Annotated in this window: 22 protein-coding genes; 12 read left to right on the top strand and 10 right to left on the bottom strand. The window is 66.5% G+C overall.

Annotated elements, in window-relative coordinates:
• Positions 1–51 precede the first annotated feature (51 nt).
• Both RI032_RS19455 and RI032_RS19460 read right to left on the bottom strand, forming a co-directional pair.
• On the bottom strand, positions 52–1,437 hold the full coding sequence (locus tag RI032_RS19455; protein ID WP_322547579.1) for a YncE family protein: 1,386 nt from the start codon (positions 1,435–1,437) through the stop codon (positions 52–54).
• 122 nt (positions 1,438–1,559) lie between these two features.
• Entirely contained in the window at positions 1,560–2,588 is a 1,029-nt protein-coding gene (locus tag RI032_RS19460) for an alpha/beta hydrolase (RefSeq protein WP_322547580.1), read from the bottom strand.
• Positions 2,589–2,654: 66 nt separating this feature from the next.
• On the opposite strand from RI032_RS19460, the gene RI032_RS19465 reads away from it, so the two are divergent.
• Positions 2,655–3,617, top strand: a complete 963-nt coding sequence (locus tag RI032_RS19465; RefSeq protein WP_322547581.1) for a class I SAM-dependent methyltransferase — start codon at positions 2,655–2,657, stop codon at positions 3,615–3,617.
• A gap of 92 nt (positions 3,618–3,709) precedes the next feature.
• Here RI032_RS19465 and RI032_RS19470 read toward each other — a convergent pair whose 3' ends face one another.
• The 5 genes from RI032_RS19470 to RI032_RS19490 form a co-directional block, all read right to left on the bottom strand.
• Complete coding sequence (locus RI032_RS19470) at positions 3,710–4,099, bottom strand: DUF805 domain-containing protein (protein WP_322547582.1); 390 nt, start codon at positions 4,097–4,099, stop codon at positions 3,710–3,712.
• Positions 4,100–4,254: 155 nt separating this feature from the next.
• Positions 4,255–5,532, bottom strand: a complete 1,278-nt coding sequence (locus RI032_RS19475; RefSeq protein WP_235651946.1) for an AAA family ATPase — start codon at positions 5,530–5,532, stop codon at positions 4,255–4,257.
• Positions 5,533–5,772: 240 nt separating this feature from the next.
• Complete coding sequence (gene lolA, locus RI032_RS19480; RefSeq protein WP_197576498.1) at positions 5,773–6,411, bottom strand: outer membrane lipoprotein periplasmic chaperone LolA; 639 nt, start codon at positions 6,409–6,411, stop codon at positions 5,773–5,775.
• A 111-nt stretch (positions 6,412–6,522) separates the two neighbouring features.
• Positions 6,523–8,466 carry a DUF3857 domain-containing protein gene (locus tag RI032_RS19485; RefSeq protein WP_049409854.1) on the bottom strand — a complete coding sequence of 648 codons (1,944 nt, stop codon included), beginning with the start codon at positions 8,464–8,466 and terminating at the stop codon, positions 6,523–6,525.
• A gap of 39 nt (positions 8,467–8,505) precedes the next feature.
• On the bottom strand, positions 8,506–10,866 hold the full coding sequence (locus RI032_RS19490) for a DNA translocase FtsK (protein WP_010485837.1): 2,361 nt from the start codon (positions 10,864–10,866) through the stop codon (positions 8,506–8,508).
• A gap of 233 nt (positions 10,867–11,099) precedes the next feature.
• On the opposite strand from RI032_RS19490, the gene trxB reads away from it, so the two are divergent.
• Entirely contained in the window at positions 11,100–12,071 is a 972-nt protein-coding gene (gene trxB / locus RI032_RS19495; protein WP_005409600.1) for a thioredoxin-disulfide reductase, read from the top strand.
• A 102-nt stretch (positions 12,072–12,173) separates the two neighbouring features.
• The gene (locus tag RI032_RS19500; RefSeq protein ID WP_322547583.1) at positions 12,174–13,298 is read left to right on the top strand and encodes a GNAT family N-acetyltransferase; all 1,125 of its coding nucleotides are present in this window, start codon (positions 12,174–12,176) and stop codon (positions 13,296–13,298) included.
• A gap of 123 nt (positions 13,299–13,421) precedes the next feature.
• Here the strand turns inward: RI032_RS19500 and RI032_RS19505 are convergent, their stop codons facing one another.
• Positions 13,422–14,690, bottom strand: a complete 1,269-nt coding sequence (locus RI032_RS19505) for a hypothetical protein (RefSeq protein WP_322547584.1) — start codon at positions 14,688–14,690, stop codon at positions 13,422–13,424.
• 72 nt (positions 14,691–14,762) lie between these two features.
• Between RI032_RS19505 and aat the strand changes: the two genes are divergently transcribed.
• From aat to RI032_RS19525, 4 genes are all read left to right on the top strand, one after another.
• Positions 14,763–15,503: a leucyl/phenylalanyl-tRNA--protein transferase gene (aat, locus tag RI032_RS19510; protein WP_322548282.1), complete on the top strand. Its 741-nt coding sequence runs from the start codon at positions 14,763–14,765 to the stop codon at positions 15,501–15,503.
• 86 nt (positions 15,504–15,589) lie between these two features.
• Positions 15,590–15,808 (top strand): translation initiation factor IF-1, encoded by a 219-nt coding sequence (infA, locus tag RI032_RS19515; RefSeq protein ID WP_005409596.1) that lies wholly within the window; start codon positions 15,590–15,592, stop codon positions 15,806–15,808.
• 171 nt (positions 15,809–15,979) lie between these two features.
• The gene (locus tag RI032_RS19520) at positions 15,980–16,252 is read left to right on the top strand and encodes a hypothetical protein (protein WP_019337443.1); all 273 of its coding nucleotides are present in this window, start codon (positions 15,980–15,982) and stop codon (positions 16,250–16,252) included.
• A 129-nt stretch (positions 16,253–16,381) separates the two neighbouring features.
• On the top strand, positions 16,382–16,759 hold the full coding sequence (locus RI032_RS19525) for a hypothetical protein (protein ID WP_143994435.1): 378 nt from the start codon (positions 16,382–16,384) through the stop codon (positions 16,757–16,759).
• A 68-nt stretch (positions 16,760–16,827) separates the two neighbouring features.
• On the opposite strand, the gene clpA is transcribed toward RI032_RS19525, so the two are convergent.
• Complete coding sequence (gene clpA, locus RI032_RS19530) at positions 16,828–19,113, bottom strand: ATP-dependent Clp protease ATP-binding subunit ClpA (RefSeq protein ID WP_197576500.1); 2,286 nt, start codon at positions 19,111–19,113, stop codon at positions 16,828–16,830.
• 138 nt (positions 19,114–19,251) lie between these two features.
• On the opposite strand from clpA, the gene RI032_RS19535 reads away from it, so the two are divergent.
• The gene (locus RI032_RS19535) at positions 19,252–20,064 is read left to right on the top strand and encodes an APH(6) family putative aminoglycoside O-phosphotransferase (protein ID WP_312717456.1); all 813 of its coding nucleotides are present in this window, start codon (positions 19,252–19,254) and stop codon (positions 20,062–20,064) included.
• A gap of 104 nt (positions 20,065–20,168) precedes the next feature.
• Here the strand turns inward: RI032_RS19535 and clpS are convergent, their stop codons facing one another.
• Positions 20,169–20,495 (bottom strand): ATP-dependent Clp protease adapter ClpS, encoded by a 327-nt coding sequence (gene clpS / locus RI032_RS19540; protein ID WP_019337429.1) that lies wholly within the window; start codon positions 20,493–20,495, stop codon positions 20,169–20,171.
• A 112-nt stretch (positions 20,496–20,607) separates the two neighbouring features.
• Here clpS and RI032_RS19545 point away from each other — a divergent pair, with 112 nt between their 5' ends.
• From RI032_RS19545 to hflD, 4 genes are read left to right on the top strand one after another with little or no spacing between them, the layout of a single operon-like run.
• Positions 20,608–21,081, top strand: a complete 474-nt coding sequence (locus tag RI032_RS19545; RefSeq protein WP_010485859.1) for a hypothetical protein — start codon at positions 20,608–20,610, stop codon at positions 21,079–21,081.
• Between the two features lies 1 nt (position 21,082).
• Entirely contained in the window at positions 21,083–21,544 is a 462-nt protein-coding gene (locus tag RI032_RS19550; RefSeq protein WP_005409590.1) for an NUDIX hydrolase, read from the top strand.
• The gene (gene mnmA, locus RI032_RS19555) at positions 21,541–22,683 is read left to right on the top strand and encodes a tRNA 2-thiouridine(34) synthase MnmA (RefSeq protein WP_322547585.1); all 1,143 of its coding nucleotides are present in this window, start codon (positions 21,541–21,543) and stop codon (positions 22,681–22,683) included. The genes RI032_RS19550 and mnmA overlap by 4 nt, the downstream gene beginning before the upstream one ends.
• Positions 22,680–23,294, top strand: coding sequence for a high frequency lysogenization protein HflD (gene hflD, locus RI032_RS19560; RefSeq protein ID WP_010485865.1), 615 nt, complete (start codon positions 22,680–22,682; stop codon positions 23,292–23,294). Before mnmA ends, hflD begins: the two co-directional genes overlap by 4 nt.
• The last annotated feature ends 41 nt before the right edge of the window (positions 23,295–23,335 follow it).

Consider the following 23,335-nt stretch of genomic DNA (forward strand, 5'->3'; position numbering starts at 1 on the left):
GGACATTCTCCTTGCTGGCAGGGCGACGCGCACGCCGCCCTGCCCTGTGACTTACTGCTTCGGGGTGATGCGGGTGATGCGGGTGATGCGGTCACCCTTCGGATCTTCGGCGCCACGCGATTTGTTCACCGCGAACACGTTGCCCTTGCCGTCCGCGCGGACATGGTTCGGCAGCGTGCCGCCATCGAGGTTGGCGACCACCTTACCGTCACCATTCACCACGGTGATCGTGCCAGCGCCACGGTTGCTGACATAGGCCAGGCCGGAGGCATCATCGAAGGCGACGTTCAGCGCACCGGCGCCGACCGGCACGTCATGCAGCACCTTGCCGGCAGCCACGTCGACGATCAGCAGGTTGTCGGTGCCCTGCGAGGCCACGTACAGACGGTTGCGTGCCGCATCGAAGGCCACGCCGGAGGCACTGATCGAATTGCCCAGGTCGATGACCTTGTCGACCTTGCCGCTGGCCACATCGATCACCGCCGCTTCCGGGGTACCGATGCTGACGGTGAACAGCTTGCCAGCCTTTTCGTCCAGCACCAGGCTCATCGGGGTGAACTTGCCGTCATCCACGCCCGATTCCAGTGTCACCTGCGGCAGTTCCTTGAACGTCTTCGCATCGAACACCGACAGGTGGTCCTCACCCGTGGCCGAGGCGAACACCTTGCCGTGGGCACCGTCGACCACCACGTCGCGCGCATGCGGCACGGCATCGACCGGGAACTGGTGGACCAGCGACAGGTCCTTCTGGCGATAGACCGCGATGGAGTTCTGGCGGGTATTGGTCACCCAGACATTGCCGTTGGTGTCATCCACGCCCACACCGTAGACCGCATAGACCGCGCCATTGGTGCTGCCCGGCACCTGCGCCGGGGTGATCGCCTTGGTTACCTTCAGGGTCTTCGGGTCCAGCTTCAGCAGCTGCGACTGGGTCACCGGCGGGCGGCCCACGGCCGAGGTGACGAACACCGCGTTGCTGGCGGCGCTGTAGGCGGACTGGTACAGGCCCGGCACCAGCTTGTTGGACTGGGTGGCGAACTGCGCCTGGCCGGACAGCGGCAGCTGAGGCGACACGCGTAGCTTCAGCACGGTGGCTGCAGCCGGCTGGCTGGCGCGCACCACCACCGGGTGGGTGCCCGGCACCGCATCGGCCGGAATGCTCAGCTGGGTCTTGAAGTTGCCGTCGGCGTCGACCACCACCGGCTGCGTGTTGAGCACGCTGTCGCCACGCAGCAGGCTGACTTTCTGGCCCGGCACGAAGCCGCGACCGACCACGTCGGCAGTGCTGCCGGGAACCACGTTCTCACCTCGTGAGACGACCTCACCCTTGAAGGTGGCGTTGGCCGGCTGATCGAACACCGGCTGCGCGGTGGCGGTCACCGCGAGCAACAGGCCGGCGGCGAGAGAGGTGAGACGGAAAGACGGACGGAACGACATGGAAGGCTCCTTGCACACGTAGGCCGCGCCACGTGACGCGGGATTCATCGGTTGCCTGGGCCGCTGCACATCGGCAGCCTCGCCTGGGTAGTGGGGTCGCACGGCATCGCGTGCGAAGGGATTCACTCGGCGGCGTTGTCACCGCCATTGGGCACGCCATCGCCGGCGCTGCGGTCAGTCACGCCGTACAGCTCATGCAGCGCAGCGTGGAACGACGCGGGCAGCATCGAGCCGTGACCGAGGCCGTCGAACTCGCGGTACTGCACGCTCAGGCCCGGCACCTTGCCCAGCCGCTCGGACAATTGCATCGCCGCATCCGGGGTGGCGCCGCCGATGCGACGCAGGTGCGCGACCACGCGCGGGTTGTTCATGTCGCGCTTGCCACGATCACCGACTCGCTCGGCGCCGCCCAGCATCAGCCAGAGCTTTGCCGGCTGGCCATGCACGTTCTGCACGAACTGCTGTTCCGGATCACCCAGCGCCGCGCCCTGGCTCCACCACAGCGACGGGCTGGCCGCCAGGTAGGACTGGAAGGCGGCGGGACGGGTGTACAGCGCATTGAGCACGAACAGGCCGCCCAGCGAGTGACCCCACAGCGCTTGCTGCTCCGCATCGATGCGTGCGCGGCGCTCGACTTCCGGCTTGATGCGGCGCTCGATCACATCCAGGAAGGCCGCGGCACCACCACCGACCGCCTGGGTTGTACCGCTCTCGTCGTCGGCACGGTCGATCCACGCGGTGTAGTCGCGGGTGCGCGCCTTGGAATCGATCCGAAGGTCATTGTCGTAGCCGATCAGCACCAGCACCGGTGGCGCTTTACGCGTGGCCAGTTCGGCCAGCAGCGGCTGGTCCAGGACCATGGCGACGGCGTTCCCGTCCAACGCGTACAACACCGGGGAGGGTGTCTTGCCGGCCTTGGCCGGGATTACCAGGTTCACCCGCCAGCGGCGCTGCCGGTCCGGGCTGTCCACCACGAAATGCTCGAAGCGGTAGCTGGCCGCCGGCTCGTCGAGCACGGTGTGGCCGACCTTCTGCAGCGGATTGCGCTGCTGTGCATAGGCATACGGGGTGGCCAGGAGCAGACCCATCATCAAGGCGGCCAGGCCGCGGGCCAGCAGACCACGGCGCGAAGGCGGGACGAAATGCTTCATCAGCGGCAGCAGAAGCGGCCCAGGGGCCGCCGGTTCACAAGGGACCGCAGTCTACCTTAAACGCGAATGATTATCACATCGATCGAACGTCACGCTGTGTATCACGCGCGCGATGAAGGCCTTCAGGCTGGATTCGTGCAGCGGGCATGCGGCAAGCTACGCAACATCAACACAAACAGGGACTGTCACAGCGTGTACGCCATTTGCCGTAACCTTGCCCGAAAAGCGCTCGACACCATTCGCCCGCACGTCTTTGCCGTGAGCGTCCCGAGCGCCGAAAGGCCCGCCTGCAACATCTGTGGCTTCCGTTTGCGGGCGTCTCGGGAGGTCATCGCCGAGCGGGAGGCGCGTAGCTGCATCGGCTGCGGATCCACACTCCGGTTCCGAGCCCTCATGGCGGCACTGCAGACCGAAATGGACGAAGGGCGGGAGGTCCGCGTGCTTGAACGCATCCCCGGTTGCAAACAGCTCAAGGGAATCGGAATGACCGACGCGCACATCTATGCCGTGGCCCTGCGGCGCAAGTTCGACTACATCAATACCTACTTCCACACCCAGCCGATGCTGGACATCCGGCACCCGGCAGAGCAATACCTGGGGAAACATGACTTCGTTGTCAGCTCCGATGTCCTGGAACACGTGGACGGACCGTGCGAACGCACGCTCGGGAACCTGCGGGCGCTGCTGAAGCCGGGTGGACTTCTTGCACTCACCGTTCCCTATGGATATCACGACGTCACGATCGAGCACTTTCCCGAACTCAACGACTACCGGATCGAGGGCACGGGCGCGGACCGGATCCTTGTCAACATCACCAAGGATGGCAGGGAGCAGCGATTCTCTGACCTGTCCTTCCACGGCGGTGACGGCTCCACGCTGGAACTGAGGATCTTTTCATACCCGCACTTGGTGCGATTGCTGGAGGAAGCAGGCTTCGTCGATGTCAAGCTGCACGACAGCCAGTACCCACAATGGGGCATCATCCACAACAGCCCGTTGGGCCTGCCCATAACGGCGCGCGCGGCGTAGCGCCGGCAGCGGCCCGGAAACAATGAAGCCGGCGTTACGCCGACTCCATTCACCTGTGCTGTAGCGTCGGGCCGTGTGCGACTCACGCAGTGTCAGGGCCCGGACGGAACCGGACCATATACATTCTCCTGCGGCGTGCCCGGCAGCAGCGAGAAGATCATGATCACGATTCCACCGCCCGGCACCAGCGCCAGCAGGAACAGCCAGCCCGACTGGTTGCAGTCATGCAGGCGGCGCACGGTCACCGCGATCAGCGGCACGATCGTCGCCAGCCACATCACGCAGAGCAGCACCACCATCCCGATCAGGATGCCGGCCAGCGCATCGGGACTGTTGCGCAGGAGGATCGCCAGCACGCCGGTCAGCAGCATCACTGCCGTCGCCACCAGGAACAGGAACAGCTGGTACATCCAATACTCGCGGCGGTTGGCGCGGCCCTCGAACTGGGCATAGCGCTTCAACGGCAGAATCATTTCCTGCACGGCATCGATCCTTGAAAAGAGAAGCCGCGCAGTGTGCCAAATGAACGCGCGCAGGACAATGCAGCGCCGAGCCATGCTCGGCTGCTGTTCCAAGAGGTACCTGTAAGCCCATGCAAGAGCGAAGTCGAGCATGGCTCGACTCTACAGAAGCCGGGTCAGCGGCCCTTCGCGGCCCGCGCCGCTTCGCGCTCGGCGCGCAGCCGATCCAACTTTTCCTTCAGCTTGATCTCCAGGCCACGCGGTACCGGGTTGTAGTACACGCGCTCGCCCATCGCATCCGGGAAACCGGTCTGGTCCAGCGCGATGCCGCCTTCGGCGTCGTGGTCGTACTGGTACTCGGCGCCGTAGCCGAGCTCCTTCATCAGCTTGGTCGGCGCGTTGCGCAGGTGCAGCGGCACTTCTTCGGTGCCGCTTTCGCGCACGTCGGCCTTGGCCTGGTTGAACGCGGCGTAGCCCGCATTCGACTTGGCGGTGCTGGCCAGGTACAGCACCAGCTGGGCAAAGGCGAGCTCGCCTTCCGGGCTGCCCAAGCGTTCGTAGATGTCCCAGGCCTCCAGCGCCATGCTCTGTGCGCGCGGATCGGCCAGGCCGATGTCCTCGATGGCCATGCGGGTCAGCCGACGCGCCAGGTAGGACGGATCGCAGCCGCCATCGAGCATGCGGGTCAGCCAGTACAGCGCGGCATCAGGATTGGAGCTGCGTACCGACTTGTGCAGCGCCGAGATCTGGTCATAGAACTGCTCCCCACCCTTGTCGAAACGGCGGGTGCGGTCGGCCAGCACCTGGGTCAGGGTCTGCGGCGTGATGCGGCCACCCTCCCCGCCCGCCAGCTCGGCGGCAATTTCCAGCAACGTCAGAGCACGGCGTACATCACCATCGGCAGCGGTAGCGATTTCCAGCAGCAGTTCCGGCGCGACCTCGATGCCCTCTTCGCCCAGGCCCCGCTCGCGGTCACCCAGTGCACGTTCCAGCGCCTCGACGATATCGGTTGGCGAAACCGCTTCCAGCACATGCACGCGACAACGCGACAGCAGCGCGGAGTTCAACTCGAACGACGGATTCTCGGTGGTGGCACCGACGAACAGGATCGTGCCGCGTTCAATGTGCGGCAGGAACGCATCCTGCTGCGCCTTGTTGAAGCGATGCACCTCGTCCACGAACAGCACGGTGCGACGGCCTTCGGCGAAGCGCTGAGCGGCCTCGGCCAGCACCTGGCGCACTTCCGGCAACCCGGAAAGCACCGCGGAGATGGCACGGAATTCAGCGTCGGAGTACTCGGCCAGCAGCAGCGCCAGCGTGGTCTTGCCGCAGCCGGGCGGCCCCCACAGGATCATCGAATGCACGCGCCCGGATTCGACCGCGCGGCGCAGCGCACTCTCCGGCGCCAGCAGGCGTTTCTGCCCGACCATTTCGTCGAGGGTGCGCGGGCGCATGCGCTCGGCCAGCGGGCGCAGGTGATCCCGATCGACGCTCAGCAGATCGGGGCCGGGGAAGGAAGTTGAACGATGTCTTGCCACGCGGCTATTGTACCGCGCCGGGTGACCACGATTCCGGTAGTGCCGGCCGCTGGCCGGCAGTTCAAGAGCGTGTCAACCAAGGTTGACACCCACCAAGGCGGTACCGGTTGATACCCACCAGAGCAGGTAGCGCCGGGCCATGCCCGGCGGCCGCCCTCAGTTACCGATGACGTCGGTGCCCTTCGGCGGGGTGAAGCTGAAGGTGCCGGCGGCGAAGCCCGGGTTGCGCTTCCAGCCACTGAAGCTGATCACGGTGCGCTGGCCGACCGCGTCGGTGATTTCCATCCTGGCCAGGCCCTGGGCGTTGAAACCCAGCGTGGCGTACTGGAAGCTGGCTTCGGTCTCCCGCTTCGGCGACAGCGACAGCCACTGCAGGCCGTCACGCTGCGCGGCCTCTTCGCTGACGTCGTACTGCTGCTCCAGCAGCGCGGGGTTGATCAGCGCGGTCAGCGGGCTGTTCTGCTCTTCCTTGCCCTGCTCGCGCACGGTGGCCTGCTCCAGATCCGGCTCGTACATCCAGACCTTCTTGCCGTCGGCCACGATCAGCTGTTCGTGCGGGCGCACGTATTCCCAGCGGAACAGGCGCGGCGCCGACAGCGCCACACGGCCACTGGTCGATTCCTTCACCTTGCCACGGCTGTCGAACACCTGCTGGCTGAACTGGCCATCCAGCCCCTTCAGGCCACTGGTGAAGGTCTTCAGGTCATCGCGGGCGCCAGCCCAGGCACTGCCGGCGGCGGCGCAGGCCACGGCCAGGGTGGTGGTGGCAAGGAAACGGCGGAAGCGGAAGTTCATGCGGGAATCCTGTGGGCGCGCGCGCCAGGAAAGGTGGTTGCCAGTGTGCCCGGGGAAAGATGAATGGGCGATCAGGGCGACATTATGCCGCCCTGAACGTCCATCGGCGATTCAGCCGCCGGATGCCGGCAGCTTGCCGTACAGCACCTGGCCACGGAAGCCGCGCCGCACTTCGCGATACAGCGCGCGGAACGCCGGATAATCCCGCGGCTGGCACAATGCCTCCGGGCCGCGCACCGCATTCTGCTGCAACCGGTGGTGCACGATCACCTCCTGCCCTTCGCGGCTCCAGTCCACGCGGTACTCGCCGGCGGCGTTGGCGAATCGCTGGCTGGCCGGGATGGCGATGATCGGCGCGTTGGCCGGGAACTGCAGGCGGTAGGTCTCTTCGCGCAGGCTGGCATTGCAGTAGAACGGCGTCTCGTTGGCCGGCGCCGAGGCGGTGGCGTACAAGCCACGCACCGACTCGCCACCCGGCGGGTCCGGCACGGCCATGCCGCCGGCCACGCTGAAGTCGGCGTAATCCTCGGCCTGGAACGCCATGCGGTAGCCGAACGGCCGGGTCAGGTCGACCGGCACACCCTGGATCTGCAGCTGCCCTCGCCCGTCGAAACCGGAGGCGGCCATGATCTGCTCTTCAGCGCGCGCACGGTTCTGCGCGTTGAGCTGGGAGAACTGGGCGCGCATGCCGATCTCGGCGTTCTCGCCCAGCTTCGGGATCGTCTCGCCGCGCAGGTTGCCGTTGGCGTCGAAGGTGAAGCGCACTTCCATCGAGGTGGCGTTGCGCTCCGGCGTGTTGGCCGGGGTGCGTGCCAGCGTGGCGTCGCGGGTGCGCATCACCGGCGCACCCAGGTCACCCTCCGGCAGCTGGCCGAAGCGCGCCCACGCGGTGGTCGAATCGAGGTACAGATCGAATTCGGGGATGTAGGTGATGGCGTGGTTGAAGCGGCCCAGCACCGGAATCTTCGGCAGCGTCGGGCCGCCGCCCGCACCGATCAGCACCGGCGAGCTGGCGATGCCCTTGGCCGCCAGCAGCGCCTCGAGGATCGTCACGTGATCCTTGCAGTCGCCGTAGTGGTTGTCGAGGATGCTCTGCGCGCTGTTCGGTTCCAGGCCACCATTGCCCAGGTACACCGCCACATAGCGGATGTTCTGCGCCACCCAGCGGTACAGCGCATCAGCCTGCTCGCGACGGTCGCTGATGCCCGTCGTGATTTCGTCTGCCAGCGCCTGCAGTTCCGGCGTGACCTGCGCCGCCGGGCCAGCCTTGAGCTGGTAGGCGCGCCCCATCTGCGACCAGTCACGATACGTGCTGGCCATGATGTTCGGACCGAACTCCCAGCCCGCCGCCGACCAGTTCTGTGCCGGCATGGCTTCGCGACGCTGGTAGCGCCAGCGCCATTGCGCTTGGCCATTCTTCACTGTCGGGCGATCGCTGCCCTGCACGCCGCGGCTGTCGACGAACATCGGCAGGTTGGCCGGCGCACTCAGGGTGACCTCAGCGTCCTCGTACTCGGTGAAGACGTTGAAGGTTTCCCACAGGCCAAAGTAGCCCGGGAAGTACGGCGTGACCTGGGTGCGGCGCACCTGGTAGTACAGGCGCGTGCCCGGGGCCAGGTTCGGGAATACGATCACCCGCACCTTGCGGTCGGCATACATTGCCGCCGAGGCGCTGGAGTAGCTCTCCTGGGTGTAGATGCGGTCGGCCGGCACGTCGCGGCGCTGGCCGTCGGCGGTGATGGTGTAGGCGCCAAGTACTTCCAGCGTCTCCATCTTCTCGCTGTAGCTCAGCCGCACCTGGCTGAACTGCTCGACGGACGCCTTGGTCTTGAGCAGGACTTCGTAGGTTTCGGTCTGCACATTGCCCGCATCCGGCCGCACCTGGTAGTCGGCGCGGTAACGGACAATGCTGAAATTATTGCTGGCTTCGGTATCGCCGCTGGTGGAAGGCGGCGCCGTGGCGGGCGCGGAGGTGGCGGTGTCTGCCAGTGCCGGGCCGGCAGCCAGGAAGGCTGCCAGCGCCAGTGCCAGCGCGCTTGGTACGGGGTGAAGCATGCGTCGGTTCCTTGGACGTCGTGGGGGATACGTCGGGTCTTACTTCGGCGGCGGCGGAGCCAGCACCGTGCGGTCGCCGTTGTGCTCGGGCGAACTGACCACGCCGGCCGCTTCCATGGCCTCGATCAGTCGCGCTGCACGGTTGTAGCCGATCTTCAGCCGGCGCTGCACGCCGGAGATCGAGGCGCGGCGGGTCTCGGTCACCACCCGCAGGGCCTCGTCATACAACGGGTCGGACTCGTCGCCGGACGAACTGTTCTCGGGCAGCCCGGTGGCGCCGACGACCACGCCGTCGCCCATCGTCTGCACTTCGTCCAGCACGCCGTCGACATAGTCGGCCGGGCCCATCGCCTTGAGGTGCTCGACCACGCGATGCACTTCATCGTCGGACACGAACGCACCATGCACGCGCTCGGGCAGCGCGGTGCCCGGCGGCAGGTACAGCATGTCGCCGTGGCCGAGCAGGGTTTCCGCGCCGGACTGGTCGAGGATGGTGCGCGAGTCGATCTTGGAGCTGACCTGGAAGGCGATGCGCGTCGGGATGTTGGCCTTGATCAGGCCGGTGATCACGTCCACCGACGGGCGCTGCGTGGCCAGGATCAGGTGGATGCCGGCCGCACGCGCCTTCTGTGCCAGGCGCGCGATCAGCTCTTCCACCTTCTTGCCGACGATCATCATCATGTCGGCGAATTCGTCGATGAAGATGACGATGAACGGCAGCGTCTCCAGCGGGCGCGGCGCCTCGCCCAGCTCGGGGTTCGGCTTGAACAGCGGGTCCATCAGCGGCTGGCCGGCGTCCTGGGCTTCCTTCACCTTCTTGTTGAAGCCGGCCAGGTTGCGCACGCCGACCGCGCTCATCAGCTTGTAGCGGCGCTCCATCTCGGCCACGCACCAGCGCAGGCCGTTGGCGGCCTCCTTCATGTCGGTGACCACCGGCGCCAGCAGGTGCGGAATGCCCTGGTAGACGCTCAGTTCGAGCATCTTCGGGTCGATCATCAGCATCCGCAGGTCTTTCGGCGAGGCCTTGAACAGCAGGCTCAGCACCATCGCGTTGACCGCCACCGACTTGCCCGAACCGGTGGTACCGGCCACCAGCAGGTGCGGCATGCGCGCCAGGTCTGCCACAGTCGAGCGGCCAGCGATGTCCTTGCCCAGCGCCAAGGTCAGCACGCTGGCCGACTTGTCGTATTCCTTGGAACGCAGCAGCTCGGAGAGGTAGATCATCTCGCGGGTGACGTTGGGAATTTCCAGGCCGATCACCGACTTGCCCGGAATCACGTCCACCACGCGCACCGACTTCACCGACAGGCCACGCGCGATGTCCTTGTCGAGCGAACTGATCTGGCTGACCTTGATGCCCGGCGCGGGCTCGATCTCGAAGCGGGTAATGACCGGGCCAGGGTTGGCGCCGACCACCTGAGCGTCGATGCGGAAGTCCTTCAGCTTGAACTCGATCTGCCGCGACAGCGCGTCCAGGGTTTCCTTGTCGTAGCCCACCGGCTGCGGCTTGGGGTCGTCCAGCAGGGCCAACGGCGGCAGGTCCGAGCCGTCGCCGTTGACGCCACGGAACATCGGGATCTGCGTGTCGCGCTTGGCCCGATCACTCTTCTCGATCACCGGTTCCGGGCGCGGCTCGATCTTCACCGGCTCGCGCTTGGCACGCACCTCGGCGTCGGCCTTGCGCACTTCCTGGCGCTCCTCGCGCATCACCCGCGTCTGCTGCCACTCGGTGACTTCTTCCTTCTTGCGCGCCAGCAGCGGCGCCAGCGACATCACGCCGCGGCCGATCTTCTCCATCACTGTGAACCAGGACAGCCCGGTGGCAAGGGTGATCGAGGCCAGCAGCAGCACCAGCACGAACAGGTTCGCGCCCAGCGCGCCGAAGCCCACCGTGAGCGAATTGCCGACCAGCTTGCCAAGGATGCCGCCGGCACTGGAGACATCGCCACTGAACAGGCGCACGTGCAGGAAGCCGGTTCCGGCGATCAGGAAGCCGACCAGGCCGACCAGGCGCAGCGCCGGGTCCAGGTCGTTCTCGCCCTTGCTCTCGCGCTTGAGGCCGAACATGGCGATCCACGCCAGCGCGCCCAGCACCACCGGCAGCAGGAAGGCGATGTAGCCGAACAGCTGCAGCAGCACGTCGGCGATCCAGGCGCCGGCGCGACCGCCGAGATTGTGCACCGGCGCGACCACGCTGCCGGTATGCGACCAGCCCGGGTCCGTCGCTGAATAGGTGAAAAGACTGGCCGCCAGGTACAGCAAGGCCGGCGCGATGGCGATCAGGCCAAGATCGCGCCAGAGGCGTTGGCGGCGTGGATTGTCGGTCGTCGCCGCCGCGGCCGTGCGACGTGACGCCTTGCTGTCGTCGGACTTGGAGCGTTCGGGGACCTGCTTCGCCACCTTAGACCATACCTTTGGAATGCGCTGTTAGTGATTGATAATAAATGAGACGGCGTCAGTTTTCAGTTATGCGACATCTGACAGCGCGTTCAGAGCGCCGGAACCATCGCCGGATGACGGCGTTCTGTTCATCGGCTTGAATCGCCCTGCCCCAGCCGCCACTCTATGACCTGCCACGGATGCTGCGCAAATATCGCCAGCGCCTTGTCCCATCTACCTTTTCGCGAGTTTACATGAGCACCAGCCTGCCCTCCCGCCACCAGCGCCTCGTCATCCTCGGTTCCGGCCCGGCCGGCTGGACCGCCGCCGTCTACGCCGCCCGCGCCAACCTGAAGCCGGTCGTCATCACCGGCCTGCAGCAGGGCGGCCAGCTGATGACCACCACCGAGGTGGACAACTGGCCGGGTGACGCCCACGGCCTGATGGGCCCGGACCTGATGGCGCGCATGCAGGCGCACGCCGAGCGCTTCGAAACCGAGGTCATCTTCGACCATATCCACACCGCCGACCTGTCGCAGCGCCCTTTCAAGCTGATCGGCGACAGCCACGAGTACACCTGCGACGCACTGATCATCGCCACCGGCGCCACCGCCAAGTACCTGGGCATCCCGACCGAGGACGAGTTCAAGGGCCGCGGCGTGTCCGCCTGCGCCACCTGTGACGGCTTCTTCTACCGCGACCAGGACGTGGTCGTGGTCGGCGGCGGCAACACCGCCGTGGAAGAGGCCCTGTACCTGTCCAACATCGCCCGCAAGGTCTACCTGGTCCACCGCCGCGACACCCTGAAGGCGGAAAAGATCATGCAGGACAAGCTGTTCAAGAAGGTGGCCGAAGGCAAGATCGAGACCGTCTGGCACCACCAGGTGGAGGAAGTGCTGGGCAACGACGCCGGCGTGACCGGTGTGCGCGTGAAGTCCACCCTGGACGGCAGCACCCGCGACATCGATGCCCACGGCTTTTTCGTGGCCATCGGCCATCACCCGAACACCACCCTGTTCGACGGCCAGCTGGCGATGAACAACGGCTACCTGGAGATCCGCTCGGGCCTGGGTGGCAATGCCACGCAGACCTCGGTGGAAGGCGTGTTCGCCGCCGGCGACGTGGCCGATCAGCACTACCGCCAGGCGATCACCTCGGCCGGCTTCGGCTGCATGGCCGCACTGGATGCCGAGCGCTACCTGGACGCCCAGGGCAAGGCCAGCTGAGAGGCTGACCCGCTCTTGTAGGGTCGAGCCAGGCCCGACTCCGGATGATAGGCCGACGCCAGTGCGTCGGCCTTTCTGTTTCATCTGCCCTATCCTTCCCCCATGTCTTCCCCCCGCTTCCTCAACTCCCTGCAGTCCATTGCCGCGACCGACTGGGATGCCCTGCACGACGGCCGCAACCCCTTCGTCAGCCACGCCTTCCTTTCCGGACTTGAACAGCACGGTTGCCTGCGCGAGGACTGGGGCTGGCAGCCCCGGCACTTCACGCTGTGGGAGGGCGGCACGCTGGTCGGCGCCATTCCGGGTTACCTGAAGACCAATTCGCACGGCGAGTTCGTGTTCGACCATGCCTGGGCCAACGCGTATGCCCGCCACGGCCGCGACTACTATCCGAAGTGGCTGGGCGCGGTGCCGTACTCGCCGGTCACCGGCCCGCGGTTGCTGGCCCGTCACGATTCAGGGCGCGTCACGTTGCTGTCGGCATTGCGCGAGGCGCTGCCAACGCTGGACGTGTCCTCGGCCCATATCAACTTCCACACCGCAGTGGACGAGGCGGTGTTCGGCGATGACTGGCTGCTGCGCGAAGACGTGCAGTTCCAGTGGCAGAACCCCGGTGACTGGGCGACATTCGACCAGTTCCTCGGTGCGATGAACCACAAGCACCGCAAGAACATCCGCCAGGAACGGGCCAAAGTCACCCGCCAGGGCATCACCTTCCGCGTGGTGCACGGCGATGAAGCCAGCCGCGCAGACCTGCAGGCGATGTACCGCTTCTATCTGCAGACCTTCCTCGAATACGGCAACGCCCCGGCGCTGACCGAGGCCTTCCTGCGCCATCTGGCCATTTCACTGGGCCGCGGGCTGGTGCTGTTCCTGGCCGAACAGGACGGCGAGCCGATTGCCGGGGCGCTGTGCCTGCGCGGTGGCGATACGCTGTACGGCCGCTACTGGGGAGGCGCCACCCTGCCCGGCCTGCATTTCGAAGCCTGTTACTACCAGGGCATCGAGTACTGCCTGCGCGAAGGTCTGAGCCGTTTCGAGCCCGGCGCACAGGGCGAGCACAAGCTGGCACGTGGCTTCCTGCCGACCCTGGTGCGCAGCCGACACTGGGTGGCCGATCCGGATTTCGCAGAGGCACTGCAGGACTGGTGCCGACAGGAGCGGCAGAGTGTGCGGCGGTACCAGCAGGAATTGCAGGGGCATGGGCCGTTCCGCGCAGAGCCGTAGCGTCGAGCTTGCTCGACTTGCGCGGTGCGGAAAAGCGTGCCAACCAAGGTTGGCGCCTACCGGGGCAATGAGGCGTGCCAACCGACGTTGGCATCTATCAGAGCAATAGCGATGGCGCTGTGCTCAGGTGCACTGCCAGAAGTGCCCGCTCACCCTGCACTTCGCACACCAGAACGTGTAGAGCATGCCGCCACTGCCCCATAGCAGCGCGCCTCCACCGGTGGTCGGCAGCGTCGAATCCAGCTGCATCACGAAGGGCATCTCCTCACCGCAATCGATGCACGCCGGATACCAGGCACTCTGCACCCAGCTCGGTGCGCCGCCCACGCGCGACAGGTTCTGCCGGTGGTTTGACTGTCCCCAGTCCTGCTGCCGCCAGCGCGAGGTATCCATGGCGGCCAGGCCGACCTCGGCCTGCATCAGGTCACCGCTGTCGGTCGGCGTCGCCGGCACCTCCAGACGCTGGCTGGGGTGGCAGCTGGGCAGGCCGCTGGCATCGTGGCGATAGAAACGCACGGGCGGATCTTCCCAGCCGCAGCAGTCCAGGCACAGGCCCAGCGTGATCTCACCCGCCGCGCCCGGCTGCAGCGCGGCAGCGTGGGTTCGCAGCAGGCGCTGCAGCGGTGCATGGCAGCTGCCACACAACGATTCCAGCGGCCCTCCCATCTGCCCGGCGTACTGTACCTGCCCGCCATTCCAGGTCGGGTGCAGGCGCCAGATGCGCTTGCGCCAGCTCGGTTCGTCCGCCTGCTGCGCGCGATGCTGCTCGCGGCCGAAGCGGATGTGCAGCGGCCGCTCCCCATGCAGGCGCCGCGGCTGCGGTCCGTCCGCGACGCCGGCCCAGTGCGCCCAGACCTCAGCATCCAGCGTGCCCCAGTCAGCGAGGTAGCCGCGGGCAACGGCATAGCTATCGGGCTGCGCCGCCAGCAGCAGCGCCCTGGCCCGCGCCATCTCGCGATCGTCGTCGGCCTCAACCAGAATCTGCGCCCACTGCACGGCAATGACGGAGGGCAGGCCCTGCCATACCTGCGAAGCCAGCTGCAGCTCGTCTTCGGTGGCCAGCGCCAGCAAGGCCTCCCAGTCGTCCTGCAGCACCTGCGGCGCCTGGTAGCTGGTGAATTCGATCACGCTGGCCAGCAGTTCGCCGCGCTCGCCATCCCGATAGCGGCGCCAGGCCTCGGCACAGACCGGCACAATCGCTTCATCGGGCAGCAGATCCAGCGCCATGTCGAGAAAGGCCGAGCTGGGTGAACGCCGGGCAAGGGCCAGCAGCATCAGCGCACCGAGCTGGCCGGGCTGTTCAGTGGCCAGCGCCAGCAGCATGCCCTGGCTGTCGTTGCGCGTGCGCGGGATATCGTGCACATCGAGGATGGCGGTGATCGCGTCACTCATGCGTGGGCTCCTTGCCGTTGGACGCTGATGGTGCCAGACATCAGCGATCGCCACGACGAATACAATGGCGGCATGACCCGCCAGCTGCCCTGGCGCCTGGCCGATGCGCCGGACGCTCCCTTCCCTCCGGCTGAAACCGCACTGCGCCAGCCCGACGGCCTGCTCGCGGTGGGCGGCGACCTGCATCCGGTGCGCCTGCTCAATGCCTACGCCGGCGGTATCTTTCCTTGGTTCAGCGAGGGCGAGCCAATCCTGTGGTGGTCGCCGGACCCGCGCATGGTATTCCGTACCGAGGGCGTGCACCTGTCCAGCCGCTTCCGCCGCCAATTGCGCGGCAGCACGTGGGAGATCACCGCCGACACCGCTTTCAGTCGTGTGATGCGTGCCTGCGCCGCGGCGCCGCGACCGGGCCAGGACGGTACGTGGATCAGCCCGGCGATGGTCGAGGCTTACGGCCAGCTGCACGACCTGGGGTTTGCCCACTCCTTCGAGGTCTGGGACCGGCAGACGCTGGTCGGCGGCATCTATGGGGTGGCGATCGGATCGATGTTTTTCGGCGAAAGCATGTTCAGTGGCGCCAGCGGCGGCTCCAAGATCGCCCTGGCCGCCCTCGCATCCACCCTGCGTGACTGGGGCTGGGAACTGATCGATGCCCAGGTGGAGAATCCGCACCTGCTGCGGATGGGCGCCGAACACCTGCCGCGCGCGGACTTTCTGGAGCACGTCCGTCAGGCCGTACAGCGTGACGGCCGTGAAGGCCCCTGGACCCAGGCGGTCGGACGCTTGCCAGCACGACGTTTGGCCGGGGGTTAACACAAACTTTGCAAGCCGGGCCCATCACGCGTAAAATACCGCGCCTTAGGCCCAGCGTGGCCGTTTTCTGAACCGCACAGGACTACATGTCGAAAGACGATTCCATCGAGTTCGAGGGCACCGTCAGCGAGACGCTGCCGAACACCACTTTCCGCGTTCGTCTGGAAAATGGGCACGAAATCATCGCCCACATCTCCGGCCGCATGCGCAAGAACTACATCCGCATCCTCACCGGTGACCGGGTCAAGGTTGAAATGACCCCGTACGACCTGACCAAGGGCCGTATCACCTACCGCATGAAGTAAGCGGTCGGCGCAGTGCGCCACTCCGACAGGGCCGGCCTCGCTGCTGGCCCTTTGTCGTGCGCGGAAGAAAATTCGCGGCACCGAGATCGTCCGATTTTCGTCCTTGTCTGAAATCCAGCATCGCGCCGGAACTCTAGACTCAACGCGTTCTTCACAGAAGGCGCTGCGCGCATGACCTACCTGATCGTCCTGGACCCGCAGTCCGTCACCAGCCGCTGCTACGCCAGCAAGGGCCCGGACGGCACCTGGTTCGGCCAGCCCTGCCTGGTCTGTACCAGCATGGACGCATCCCACCCACTGTATCTGGCCGTGCAGCGCGAGGTCCCACACATGGGCAGCACACTCAAGCAGCGACTGCACATTCCGCATGAAGCGGTCGCATTCGTCATCGAGGATGGCGGCAACCAGGGGCGCCAGCAGGGATTCCGTTCGATCGCAGCCTGATGCGCCAAAGGTCATCGTGACCGATCTCACCGTGACGTCGGTCAGCCCTGCTTGCGGCAGATTCGCATTTGCAGCGGCGGCGGCATCCTGGGATCCGATCCAGTCCGGATCGCCGCCCCCTGCCCCGCCATGAATCTGTCTTCCCTGCTCATCCCCCTGGCCTTGTCTGCCGCCACCCTGCTGGCGTCGCCCGCCCATGCCGCCGACACCCCGCCGGCGCAGTGCGTACCACTGACCGGCGAACAGCAGATCGTTCGCGCCGGCGCCGACAAGAACATCCTGCTTCGCTCCGGCGAAGACCACTATGTCGTGCATTTCCGCAACAGCTGCCCTTCTGCCGTGCTGGCCACCCGCCTCGGCTTCAGGACCGACGGCAAGGAGGCTGACGAGCTGTGCAGCGAGGGCCGAAGCGCTCTGGACACCGGTCGTGGCAGCTGCGAGGTCGCGCGCATCGAGCTGATCGATGCCGAGCGGTTCAAGCGCGAAGCGCGCCGCCGCAGCCGCTGACCCCGGACAGCACAAGGGCGGCCGAAGCCGCCCTTGTTGTTTCCAGTCTTTCACGCGAAGCCTTCAGCTCACTCCACCGTAACCGGCAGCAGCCGCTCCGGCTCAGCCTGGGTCTCGACCACCAGCTCGTCGTCGCGGACATCGATGCTGACCTTGCCACCGTTGACCAGCTTGCCGAACAGCAGCTCGTCGGCCAGCGGGCGCTTGATCTTGTCCTGGATCACGCGGGCCATCGGGCGCGCACCCATCAGTGGGTCGAAGCCGTGGTGAGCCAGCCAGTCGCGCGCGGTCGGGGTGGCCGACAGGCTGACGTGCTTGTCCTGCAGCAGCATCTCCAGCTCGATCAGGAACTTGTCGACCACGCGCAGGATGTGCTCGAAGCCCAACGCCTGGAACTGCACCACCGCGTCGAGGCGGTTGCGGAATTCCGGGGTGAAGCTGCGGCGGATGGTCTCCATCGCGTCGGTGGCATGGTCCTGCTTGGTGAAGCCGATCGAACGCCGCGAGGCCTGCGCCGCGCCGGCATTGGTGGTCATCACCAGCACGACGTTCTTGAAGTTCGCCTCACGACCATTGGTATCGGTCAGCACGCCGCGGTCCATCACCTGCAACAGGATGTTGAATATGTCCGGGTGCGCCTTCTCGATTTCGTCCAGCAGCAGCACGCAGTGCGGCGTCTTGACGATCTTCTCGGTCAACAGGCCGCCCTGGTCGAAGCCGACGTAGCCCGGAGGGGCACCGATCAGGCGGCTGATCGAATGCGGCTCCATGTACTCGGACATGTCGAAGCGGACCAGCTCGATGCCCAGCTGCAGCGCGAGCTGCTTGGTCACCTCGGTCTTGCCGACACCGGTCGGACCGGCGAACAGGAAATTGCCGATCGGCTTTTCCGGATTGCCCAGGCCCGAGCGGGCCAGCTTGATCGCCGAGGACAGCGTCTCGATGGCCGGATCCTGGCCAAAGATCACCATCTTCAGGTTGCGCTCCAGGTGCTGCAGCACATCCTTGTCGGTGGCGCTGACCTGCTTGGTCGGGATGCGCGCCATCTTGGCGACGATTGCCTCGACCTCTTCAACGTCGATCAGCTCCTTGCGCTGCTCCTCGGGCAGCAGGCGCTGGCGGGCACCGGCCTCGTCGATCACGTCGATGGCCTTGTCCGGCAGCAGGCGGTCGCCGATGTGCTTCACCGACAGGTCCACTGCGGCCTGCAGGGCCTCGTCGGAGTAGGTCACACCGTGATGCAGCTCGTACTTGGACTTCAGGCCCTGCAGGATCTCGTAGGTCTCGCCCACCGTCGGCTCGACGATGTCGATCTTCTGGAAACGGCGGGCCAGCGCCCGGTCCTTCTCGAAGATGCCACGATATTCCTGGAAGGTGGTCGAGCCGATGCAGCGCAGCTCGCCCGACGCCAGCGCCGGCTTGATCAGGTTGGACGCGTCCATGGTGCCGCCCGACGCCGAGCCAGCACCGATGATGGTGTGGATCTCGTCGATGAACAGCACCGCGTTGGGCACCTTCTTCAGTGCCGTCAGCACGCTCTTCAGGCGCTTCTCGAAGTCGCCACGGTACTTGGTACCAGCCACCAGTGCGCCCAGGTCGAGCGAATAGATCACCGCATCGGCCAGCACCTCAGGCACCGAACCCTCGACGATGCGGCGGGCCAGGCCCTCGGCAATCGCGGTCTTGCCCACGCCGGCCTCGCCCACGTACAGCGGGTTGTTCTTGCGGCGGCGGCACAGGACCTGGATGGTGCGCTCGATTTCGTCGGCACGACCGACCAGCGGGTCGATGCGACCGGCCCGGGCCTGTTCGTTGAGGTTGCTGGCGAACTCGGTCAGGGCATCGCCCTTCGGCTCGCCCTCCCCGCCTTCAATGCGGCCTTCGCCCTCGGAGGAGGAGGACGGCTGCTCGCCTTCTTCGCCCAGCTTGGCGATGCCATGGGACAGGTAATTGACCACGTCCAGCCGGGTGACGTCCTGCTGGTTGAGGTAATAGACGGCGTGGGAGTCCTTTTCGCCGAAGATGGCGACCAGCACATTGGCGCCGGTGACCTCCTTCTTGCCCGAGGACTGCACGTGGTACACGGCCCGCTGCAGCACGCGCTGGAAGCCCAGGGTCGGCTGGGTATCGCGGCCGTCATCTTCGGCCAGGCGGGACACGGAGGCCTCGATGGCCTGCTCCAGCTCCTGGCGCAGGCGTTCGGCGTCGGCGCCACACGCCTTCAGTACGGCCTGGGCGGACGGGTTGTCGAGCAGTGCCAACAGCAGGTGTTCGACCGTCATGAACTCATGCCGGGCCTCACGGGCGCGCTTGTAGCACTGGCCGATGGTGTGTTCGAGGTCTTTGCTGAACATGGATTACTCCGGCGGCAGATGGGGACAATATGCGGCCTGACTACGCGATTTCCATCACCCTAGCGGATTGCTGCGTTCAGATGGCGTTAGCAGTACACATCGCTTGATCTTCATTCACTCCAGGACAGCCGGCCCAGCATGAGCGAACCCTACCTGAGCCGCTGGCGATTGCGGCGTGATGGCGCAGCCATCGAAACGCCCCATGCCCAGCTCTGGCCAGTGCTGACCATCGCCGGCGAGCCGGCCATGCTGAAGATCAGCAGCGAAACCGAAGAGCAGAACAGCCATCGCCTGCTGCGCTGGTGGGAGGGCGATGGCGCCGCCCGCCTGCTGGCCCACGAGGGACCGGCGATCCTGATCGAGCGTGCCGGCGGCGACTCGCTGCGGCAACGCTCGATCGAGGGCGACGATGACGCCTGCACCACGATCCTGTGCCAGGTCCTGCAGCGGCTGCACCGGCCACGGAACGCGCCGCCAGCGGAACTGGTCTGCCTCCGTAGATGGTTCGCCGACCTGCTGCAGCCAAGGGCTGCGCTGCCGCCACTGCTGGAACAGTGCAGATCACTGGCGGAGGGGTTGCTGCAGGAAGAGCGCGAGATCCGGCCGCTGCACGGCGACCTGCACCACGACAACGTGCTCGATTTCGGCGCACGTGGCTGGCTGGCGATCGACCCGAAGCGGCTGCTGGGTGATCGCGCCTTTGATTACACGACACTGTTCAGCAACCCGGACCTGTGCGGTCCGGGCATCCACATTGCGACGCAGCCTGAGCGGTTTGCCGCCCGGCTGGAACAGGTCAGTGCACTGGCGGGCCTGGAGCGCACGCGCCTGCTGCGCTGGATCGCAGCCAGCGCGGGGCTGTCGGCAGTCTGGTTCCGGGATGACGGCGCCCCCGCCGAGGTCGACGAGGCCGTGGCGCGTATGGCGCTGGAGGCGTTGGCGGAGGCCTGATCCAGCTGTAGAGCCGAGCCTGCGCTCGGCTGCTGCTGGCAGAGATCTGGATGCCTGGGTGAACAGCAGCCGAGCGTGGGCTCGGCTCTACAGGTCGGGGGCGGTCAGGCCTTTTCCATCGTGCACAGCAGCGGGTGCTGGTTCATCCGCGAATACTCGTTGACCTGGGCAACCTTGGTCTCGGCCACTTCGCGGGTGAACACCCCGCACACGCCGCGGCCGCGGGTATGGACGTGCAGCATCACCTGTGTGGCCTTGTCCAGGTCCATGTTGAAGAACTGCTGCAGTACGTCCACCACGAAATCCATCGGGGTGTAGTCGTCATTGAGCAGCATCACCTGGTAGAACGGCGGCGGCGCCACTTCCGGGCGCGCGGGTTCCACGGCAACGCCGTGCTCGTGATGGGAATCGGGGGAAGACTCGCGGGGCATCTGCTCATTATAGAGGCTCGAGCGGGCCTGCGTCGGCCCGCCGCAGATTGGACGGCACGCACGGCCGCCGTCACAATTGCATCCTCTCTCAACACTGTTTCACAGGATCTTCATGAAAAGGACCCTTCTCTCCGCCCTGCTGATCGCCCTGGCCGCCGCCGGCTCCGCCGCCGCCGAGACCCAGGCCGACAAGGCCGTGGCCCGCCACCTGGACAAGCTGGGCTACACCTACGAGGTCGACGAGGACGGCGACTACCGCATGGTGTTCGACGTCGAAGGTGACCGCACCCAGATGGTCTACGTGCGCTCGTCGGTGGAAGATTTCGGCACCCACAACATCCGCGAGATCTGGTCGCCGGCCTACAACGCCAAGACCAAGCAGTTCCCGGTGGCCGTGGCCAACCGCCTGCTGGAAGATTCGCAGGACGCCAAGATGGGCGGCTGGGTGAAGCAGGACACCACCGCCATGTTCGTGGTCAAGATCGACGCCGATGCCACGGCCGACCAGCTCAGCGACGCCATCGATGCGGCCATCCGCACCGCCGACGCCATGGAGCTGGAACTGACCAAGAAGGACGAGTTCTGAGTTGAACGCTACGCCGGACCCGCGCTGGGCACCGCACGCCACCGTCGCCACCGTGGTGGTCGACGGCGGCCGCGTGTTGCTGGTTGAAGAGACCATCGACGGCCGCCAGGTGCTGAACCAGCCGGCCGGCCACCTCGAGCCGGGCGAAAGCCTGGCCGAGGCAGCCCTGCGCGAGACCCGCGAGGAAACCGGCTGGACGGTGCAGCTGACCCATTTCATCGGCTGCTACCAGTGGACGGCCGGCGACGGCACCGCCTTTCTGCGCTTCTGCTACGCAGCGCGCCCGGTCTCGCACGACCCGGCGCAGCCACTGGACACCGGCATCGACCGCGCACTCTGGCTGACCCCGGCCGAACTGCAAGCCGCCGGCGAGCGCCAGCGCAGCCCGCTGGTCTGGCAGGTGGTGGCTGATTACCTGGGTGGCCAGCGCCATCCACTTTCCCTGGTCCGGGAGGTCGCATGAACACTCCGCGCGTGATGGTGGGCGTCTCCGGTGGCGTCGACTCCTCGGTCGCCGCCTGGCGCCTGGTACAGCAGGGCGAGGCCGTAGCCGGTCTGTTCATGCAGAACTGGGCCGACGACGGCAGCGGCGACTGCCGTGCCGAGGACGACCGCCGCGATGCGGTGGCCGTCTGCGGCCTGCTCGGCATTCCGTTCCACTTCCGCGATTTCTCCAGCGAATACTGGCAGGGCGTGTTCGAGCACTTCCTGGCCGAGTACGCGGCCGGCCGTACGCCGAACCCGGACGTGCTGTGCAACCGCGAAGTGAAGTTCAAGCACTTCCTGGATGCCGCCCGCGAGCTGGGCGCCGAACGCATCGCCACCGGCCACTACGCACGCGTCGCCCAGCGCGGCCACCAGTGGCTGCTGCTGCGCGGTGCCGACCGTTCCAAGGACCAGAGCTACTTCCTGCACCAGCTGGGCCAGGAACAGCTGGCGGCCACCCTGTTCCCGATCGGCGACCTGGAAAAGACCGACCTGCGGCGGATCGCACGTGACGTCAGCCTGCCGACCCACGCCAAGAAGGACTCCACCGGCATCTGCTTCATTGGTGAGCGCGACTTCCGTGAATTCCTCGGCCGTTACCTGCCGGCCAAGCCCGGCCAGATCCTCGACCCGGCCGACGGCAGCGTCATCGCCGAACATCCGGGCGTGTTCTATTTCACCCTGGGCCAGCGCGAAGGCCTGAACATCGGCGGCGTGCGTGGCCGCCCGGCCGCGCCGTGGTACGTGGTCGGCAAGGATGTGGCCAGCAACGTGCTGTACGTGGATCAGGACCGCGACAGCAAGTGGATGCTGTCCGATCGCCTGCGCTCGGAAACCGCGCACTGGATCGCCGGCGCGCCGCCGGCACGGCGCTTTGAATGCACCGCCCAGACCCGCTACCGCCAGCCCGACGAGCCGTGTACGGTCGAGGTGCTGGACGATGGCAGCGTGCTGGTCACCTTCGCGCGCCCGCAGCGCGCCGTTACCCCCGGTCAATCACTGGTGCTGTATGACGGTGACGTGTGCCTGGGTGGCGCGGTGATCGCCGCCACCGATGCGCCGCTGGAACAGCGCCTGCGCACCACCCCCTCCCCTTTTGAGGTAATCGCTGCATGAGTTTCACTGTCGACGACCGCGTCCTGGCCCTGGCCGGCATAGCCCAGGCCCTGCAGCAGGTACGCCGTATCGCCGATACCGGCCATTCCGACGCCGCCGCCGTGCGCACCGCCGTGGACAGCGTGTTCCGTGTCGATGCGTCCTCGCCGCAGGAGGTGTTCGGTGACCGCCATGCACTGAAGGCCGGCCTGCGCCTGCTGCACAACTACTTCCGCAGCCAGGGCCAGGACCCGATCCTGCCCAAGCTGGCCCTGTCGGTGCTGCAGCTGGAGCGCCGCTTCGTGCAGGACGGCGCCACCGTGAACAAGGTCGCCTCGGGCATCGAGCGCGCCCAGCGCCAGGCCACCGAGCTGGGCGACAGCGGCCATCCGGACGTGCTGGCCAACCTGGGCGGCCTTTACGCGGACACCATCAGCCACCTCAAGCCGCGGGTGATGGTGCAGGGCAACCCGCACTATCTGGGCCAGGCCGGCGTTGTGGCCGAGATCCGCGCCCTGCTGCTGGCCGCGGTGCGCTCGGCGGTGCTGTGGCGCCAGCTGGGCGGCAGCTACTGGGACTTCCTGTTCAGCCGCAAGGCGATGATCGAGGCCGTGGACCGGCAGCTGGCCTGAGGCCATGGGGTCGGATCCCTTTCCGGCACGGAAAGGGCTCT

The sequence above is a fragment of the Stenotrophomonas geniculata genome (assembly GCF_034508895.1).
GTDB lineage: Bacteria > Pseudomonadota > Gammaproteobacteria > Xanthomonadales > Xanthomonadaceae > Stenotrophomonas > Stenotrophomonas geniculata.